The 5,381-nt window shown below is 55.8% G+C and carries 7 protein-coding genes; 5 read left to right on the top strand and 2 right to left on the bottom strand.

What is annotated here, in order from left to right; translation table 11 throughout:
- From KB557_RS08645 to KB557_RS08630, 4 genes are all read left to right on the top strand, one after another.
- Nucleotides 1-1,001 (top strand): NAD(P)-dependent oxidoreductase (locus tag KB557_RS08645; protein WP_255133284.1); only part of this gene is annotated, 1,001 nt, incomplete at its 5' end.
- Nucleotides 1,002-1,004: 3 nt separating this feature from the next.
- Nucleotides 1,005-1,907 (top strand): 50S ribosomal protein L11 methyltransferase, encoded by a 903-nt coding sequence (gene prmA / locus KB557_RS08640; RefSeq protein WP_255133282.1) that lies wholly within the window; start codon nt 1,005-1,007, stop codon nt 1,905-1,907.
- Nucleotides 1,908-2,055: 148 nt separating this feature from the next.
- Nucleotides 2,056-2,355 (top strand): ferredoxin, encoded by a 300-nt coding sequence (locus tag KB557_RS08635; RefSeq protein WP_181466258.1) that lies wholly within the window; start codon nt 2,056-2,058, stop codon nt 2,353-2,355.
- Between the two features lie 148 nt (nt 2,356-2,503).
- Nucleotides 2,504-2,791, top strand: coding sequence for a hypothetical protein (locus KB557_RS08630; protein WP_255133288.1), 288 nt, complete (start codon nt 2,504-2,506; stop codon nt 2,789-2,791).
- On the opposite strand, the gene psbV is transcribed toward KB557_RS08630, so the two are convergent.
- Both psbV and rnz read right to left on the bottom strand, forming a co-directional pair.
- Nucleotides 2,782-3,285, bottom strand: a complete 504-nt coding sequence (psbV, locus tag KB557_RS08625; RefSeq protein WP_255133277.1) for a photosystem II cytochrome c-550 — start codon at nt 3,283-3,285, stop codon at nt 2,782-2,784. The genes KB557_RS08630 and psbV overlap by 10 nt on opposite strands.
- Before the next feature lie 81 nt (nt 3,286-3,366).
- A complete protein-coding gene (gene rnz / locus KB557_RS08620; RefSeq protein ID WP_255133286.1) occupies nt 3,367-4,326 on the bottom strand; it encodes a ribonuclease Z in 960 nt (319 codons plus the stop codon).
- A 61-nt stretch (nt 4,327-4,387) separates the two neighbouring features.
- Between rnz and KB557_RS08615 the strand changes: the two genes are divergently transcribed.
- Nucleotides 4,388-5,381: SpoIID/LytB domain-containing protein (locus KB557_RS08615; protein ID WP_255133275.1), on the top strand; the 994-nt coding region annotated here is incomplete at its 3' end.

Raw genomic sequence — 5,381 nt, 5'->3', positions numbered from 1 at the left:
ACATCACCCTGCACCTGCCCCGCACCGCTGAAACCGAAAATTTGGTTAATGCAGCTTTGCTGGCCAAAATGAAGCCCACCGCCCGGTTGGTTAATTGCGCCCGCGGTGGAATTATTGCTGAGGCAGACCTTGCTGAGGCATTGAAAAATGGGGTAATTGCTGGCGCTGCTTTGGATGTGTATGCCAAAGAACCACTGGAGGCGGATTCCCCCTTGCGCAGTGTTGGCGAGCGGCTGATTCTCACCCCCCATCTCGGCGCTTCCACAGAAGAAGCCCAGGTAAATGTGGCTGTGGATGTGGCAGAACAAATTCGTGATGTACTACTTGGCTTACCTGCCCGCAGCGCTGTAAACATCCCCGGCCTCACCCCTGAGGTAATGGAAAAGCTCAAGCCCCATCTGCAGCTGGCGGAAACCCTTGGCTTGTTGCTAAGCCAGCTATCTCGGGGTTCGGTGCAGGAATTAGAGGTGCGGCTGCAGGGTGAATTTGCTGAACATCCAAGCCAACCCTTGGTGGTGGCAGCCCTCAAGGGCCTATTGAGCTCGGCCTTGGGCGATAAAATCAATTACGTGAATGCAGCCCTAGAGGCGAAGGGTCGTGGCATTCATGTGCTGGAGATCAAAGATGATGCCAGCCGTGATTTTGCAGGCGGCTCCTTGCAGCTTTCCTGCCGCAATTCCCAGGGCAGCCACACCGTTACCGGTGCGGTGTTTGCCGATGGGGAACTGCGTGTTACGAGCATTGATGAATTTCCTCTCAATGTGCCCCCCAGCCGGCACATGCTGTTTACCCGCCACCGGGACATGCCTGGCATCATTGGCCACCTCGGCTCCCTGCTCGGTGAGCACAATGTGAATATCGCCTCGATGCAGGTTGGTAGGCGCATCGTGCGGGGTGATGCGGTGATGGTGCTCAGCCTTGATGATCCAATCCCCCCCAGCCTGCTAACAAGCATCTACGCAATTAATGGCATTCAAGAAGCCCATCCCGTAACCCTTTAAACGATGACAATTTCCCCCACCTCCAGCTGGTGGCGGCTGGAAATTGATCCTTCTGGTGACCTAGAGGAATCATTGATTTGGCGCTTGGAAACCCTGGGTATTTCCAGGGTGGCGGTTAAATTCAAGCCAGATCAGCCAGGCCATCGCACCCTGCTGGCCTGGCTGCCGGCGGCGGATTGGCCAGCAAGCGAGCGCAAAAGTCTTGAGCAGGCCTTATGTGCCCTTGCTGAACCTTTTGGCTTGGAATTGCCTCAATTGAGTTGGCAACAACAGCCCGAGGAAGATTGGAGCCATAGCTGGAAACAGCACTGGGCCCCGGATCCTGTGGGTGAAAAGCTTCTAATTTTGCCCGCTTGGCTGCAATGCCCTGAAGAATTCCGCAACCGTGAAGTGCTGCTGCTGGATCCAGGCAGTGCCTTTGGCACCGGTAGCCATCCCACTACTCGGCTTTGCATGGAAAGCTTGGAGCGCATCCCCTTAGCGGGCGCTTTGGTGGCAGATCTGGGCTGCGGTAGCGGCATCCTCGGCATAGCAGCCCTGGCCCTAGGAGCAGAAGCTGTGGTAGCAAGCGACACCGACAGCCTGGCAATACTTGCCAGCGCATCTAACGCTGCCCTGAACGGCATGGAGCAGCGGCTCCAGGCTCGATTGGGTTCAGCCCAAGAACTTAAGGAGTTGCTGGGCCAGCGAAGTGCCCAGGTGTTGCTTTGCAACATCCTTGCTCCGGTGCTGGCGGAACTGGCGCCGTGGTTCGAGAAATTGCTTGCCGTTAACGGCGTGGGTTTGCTGAGCGGCCTCTTGGTGGAACAGGTGGAGCCCTTGGCTGATCAACTCACTTCAATGGGCTGGCAATGCCGCTTGGCGGCTGAACAATCCCGTTGGGCACTGCTAGAAATCACCCGTTAACGGTGTTTTGTTAGATAAATTTTGCTTATACAAGTTGGTTCAACCATTGGCCTTCTCGGTTTGTTGCCACCATGGCCTTCAGATAGGTGTACAAAGGTCGAGCCCCTACAGGCCCGGTTCGCCGTGGACCTGAGCAACCATCACTGCCATGGCGTCTTACAAGGTCACTCTCGTTAACGAAAGCGAGGGCCTAAACAAAACCATTGAAGTGCCCGATGATCAATACATCCTCGACGCAGCCGAGGAACAGGGCATCGATCTTCCTTATTCCTGTCGCGCCGGTGCATGTTCAACATGTGCAGGCAAGATCACCGCTGGCACCGTCGACCAAAGCGATCAAAGCTTCTTAGACGACGATCAAATCGAAGCAGGTTTTGTTCTCACATGTGTGGCTTATCCCACCAGCGATTGCACAATCAAAACCCATTCAGAAGAAGAGCTCTACTGAGTTCCTGAGTTTTTATTTTTATGCCACCCCTGAGGGGGTGGCTTTTTTTTAGCCCTTTTGCGATTGAACCGCTTTCGTGCCTGCACCATTAATCCCAAGCCACGACCGTTTGCTGCCCAATGGCAGTGAGCAGCCGAGTCCTGGTGGGATGTATACCTTTCGGGTGCTGGGCCCCTGCTGCCGATTATTTGATCGAGAGGAATTGCCCTGGCCCTGTTGCAGGCTGCAATGGCGCACTAAGGAACCCAGCTGGAGACGGGTGGGTAAACGGCTTGTTCCTGATTTAGCGGCGCGGCGCTGCCCTACCTACGCAGTAGAACTTTTGCAGCCAGGGCTGCGTTCCAGCACAGCGGTGCTCACTTTATTTGCGGAAAGATTGAGCCCTGAATTGCAGGAATGGTGGTACAGCCGCAGAGAAATCAGCGATCAGAAATAGATCTTGCCACCGCCCCACTGAAGCCCCTGCACTTTTGGTGCAACAAGGATGTATCCCGCCATGCGACGCAGGTCTTCGTCGCTGAGATTGCGCATCTGAACAAATACATCAGCGCTTCTGAGGCTTGGATGCAGATCGGAAATCGACATCTCACCGTCGTAAGAGGTGGGATCTTTCATGTAGTCGACCAACGCCTCAACAGAATCCCTAGGCGGGGTAGCAAGGGCGAGAGTTTCCGGATCGAGGCCAACGTTTTGGTTGGTTTTTGTAATCCCGCCGGCATGGCATGTGCCACAGCTGGTGTTAAACACTTTGCGACCTGATTTGATCTCAGATTCGCTGAAGGTGATCAGAGTGCCGCTCGGATCAGCGGGCACGGTGAGGGTTGCGGCATCCCATTGCAAGGCCCCAACAGTGCTGGGCATCAGCAATAAAACAATGGGCAGCAACAGCAAAGCAGCTAGGCGCTGCAAACCCTGAAAAACTTTATGCATGGAGGAAGCGTGCAACGTTACGGACTCCTGAGCTTTTGTATCACGCAAAACCACTCCTCCGGCGCTTAAGGGCCTTGTGTCTCACACACTGTTGCAGGCCCCAGGACTTAATTCGAGAGTTAAGAAGTCTTTAGCAAGCAAGGTGTTTTGAAAAATTGCCCGCGCTTCCTTGAGCAAATCCTCTGAAGTTTCCTGATTACCCGGTGCGTAGCGGGGGCTCAGATGGGTGAGGGCTAGTTGAAATACACCCGCCTCAGCCGCGGTTTGAGCCGCCATGGTGCTGGTGGAGTGTTGACGCTGATAGGCCATCTCTGCATCGCCATGGGAAAAGGTGGATTCATGGATTAAAAGATCCACACCACGGGCAAGCTGTATCGCTGCTTCGCTAAAAACAGTGTCGGTGCAATAAGCCATAGACACCCCTGGCTGAGTTGGGCCGCAAAGATCTGAACCTCGAATTTCGCGGCCATCTTCAAGAGTTACGGTTTCGCCTGCCTTAAGCCGCGCAAATAGGGGCCCTGGGGGCAGTTGCAGGGCTTTGGCTTGCTCAATATTGAAGCGGCCGGCACGTTCCTTTTCTTGGATCCGATAACCAAAAGCGGGGATGCGATGGATGAGGGGCGAGCAATGCACCGTGAATTCCCCGTCGCGTAGTAAAACCGCACCACTGCTGGCGGCCGCTTCCACCCTGTGAAAACGCAGCGGATAGCCAATCCGCGTTGAAGAATGTTGCAGCGCTCCCAGTACAAATGCTTCTAGGGGCGCAGGGCCGTAGAGGTCTACCCCTGGGCAATTCCCTGCCATACCAAGGCTTGCTAGCAGCCCAGGTAAACCGAATACGTGGTCGCCGTGCATATGGGTTACGAAAATGCGCCGCAATTGCGAAACCCGTAAGTTGCTGCGTAAAAACTGGTGCTGGGTGCCTTCGCCGCAATCGAGTAACCACAGATCGGAGCGCTGAGGTAGCCGCACCGCCACTGAAGAAACATTGCGGCTCCGGGTTGGAACGCCGGAACTAGTGCCTAGAAAAGTTATTTGCAATGGCGTAATCAGTTGGCGCCGGCTTTGATGGTGCCACGGCAAAGCGCTACTGCCCATTCAAATGGTGTGGAATTTTCCCCTAATAATTGCTCTGCTGTTCCCTCTGGCGTTAGCCAGAGAACCAGAGGTGCGGGTGTTGGTGGAAGAGGGCACCGCCCTGCGGGTGGCGCCTGTGGAGGGGCGTTTGCTGTTGCAAGCCGCCAATGGACGCAGCCTGGCTGCTGTTGCCGGAGGCCTCACCTTGAGGGCAGAGGGCGCTGAGATCTCTGGCCTGCCATCAGGCGCTATTGCAGAACTTTGGATCAGCCCTGAATCGCCAAATGGCAGCCTTTGGTTACAGCAACGGCGCTATCGCGGTCGATTGCAATTGCTGCTGCACAGGGGCCGGATCCAAGCGATAAATCGCTTGGGGATTGAGAGCTACCTACCTAGCGTTGTGGGGGCGGAAATGCCGCACCAGTGGCCCCAAGAGGCACTGCGGGTGCAGAGCGTGGCAGCCCGCAGCTACGCCTTGCGCCAATTGCGCCCGGAGGCCAATTACGACCTCAAGGCAACTGTGAGCAGCCAGGTGTATCGCGGCTTGGAATCGGAAACCGACAGCACCCGAGAAGCGGTTGCAAGCACCCGCAGCCTGGTGCTCACCCACGCGAAGAGGATTATTGATGCGGTTTTTCACAGCAGCAGTGGCGGTCGCACCGAAAACAGCGGTGAGGTGTGGCCGCGCCAGGTGCCTTATCTCAAAAGCGTGGCCGACTACGACCAAGACAGCCCTGTATTTCGCTGGACTAAACAATTTGATGCCGCCGCCTTGCTCAACTCTTTTCGTGAAACCGGTGGGGTAGACAGCATCTTGCCGTTAAAAACCACAAGCACCGGCCGGCTTACCGAAGTGTTGGTGCGTGGCCCGCAGGGCGACTTGCGTTTAAGTGCCGCGGAATTACGTTCTCGGCTTGGCTTGCGAAGCACTTTTGTGAGATTTGAGGTAGCGGCAGCGCCGCCAGCCCCGTTAGAAGCCTTAGGCGATTGGCTCGGCATAACACCCTCGCCGCGGCTCC

This window comes from Synechococcus sp. Cruz CV12-2-Slac-r (genome assembly GCF_024346075.1).
GTDB lineage: Bacteria > Cyanobacteriota > Cyanobacteriia > PCC-6307 > Cyanobiaceae > Synechococcus_D.
Note: the sequence above shows the minus strand (reverse complement) of the source record. Positions and strands in the feature narration are given on the sequence as shown.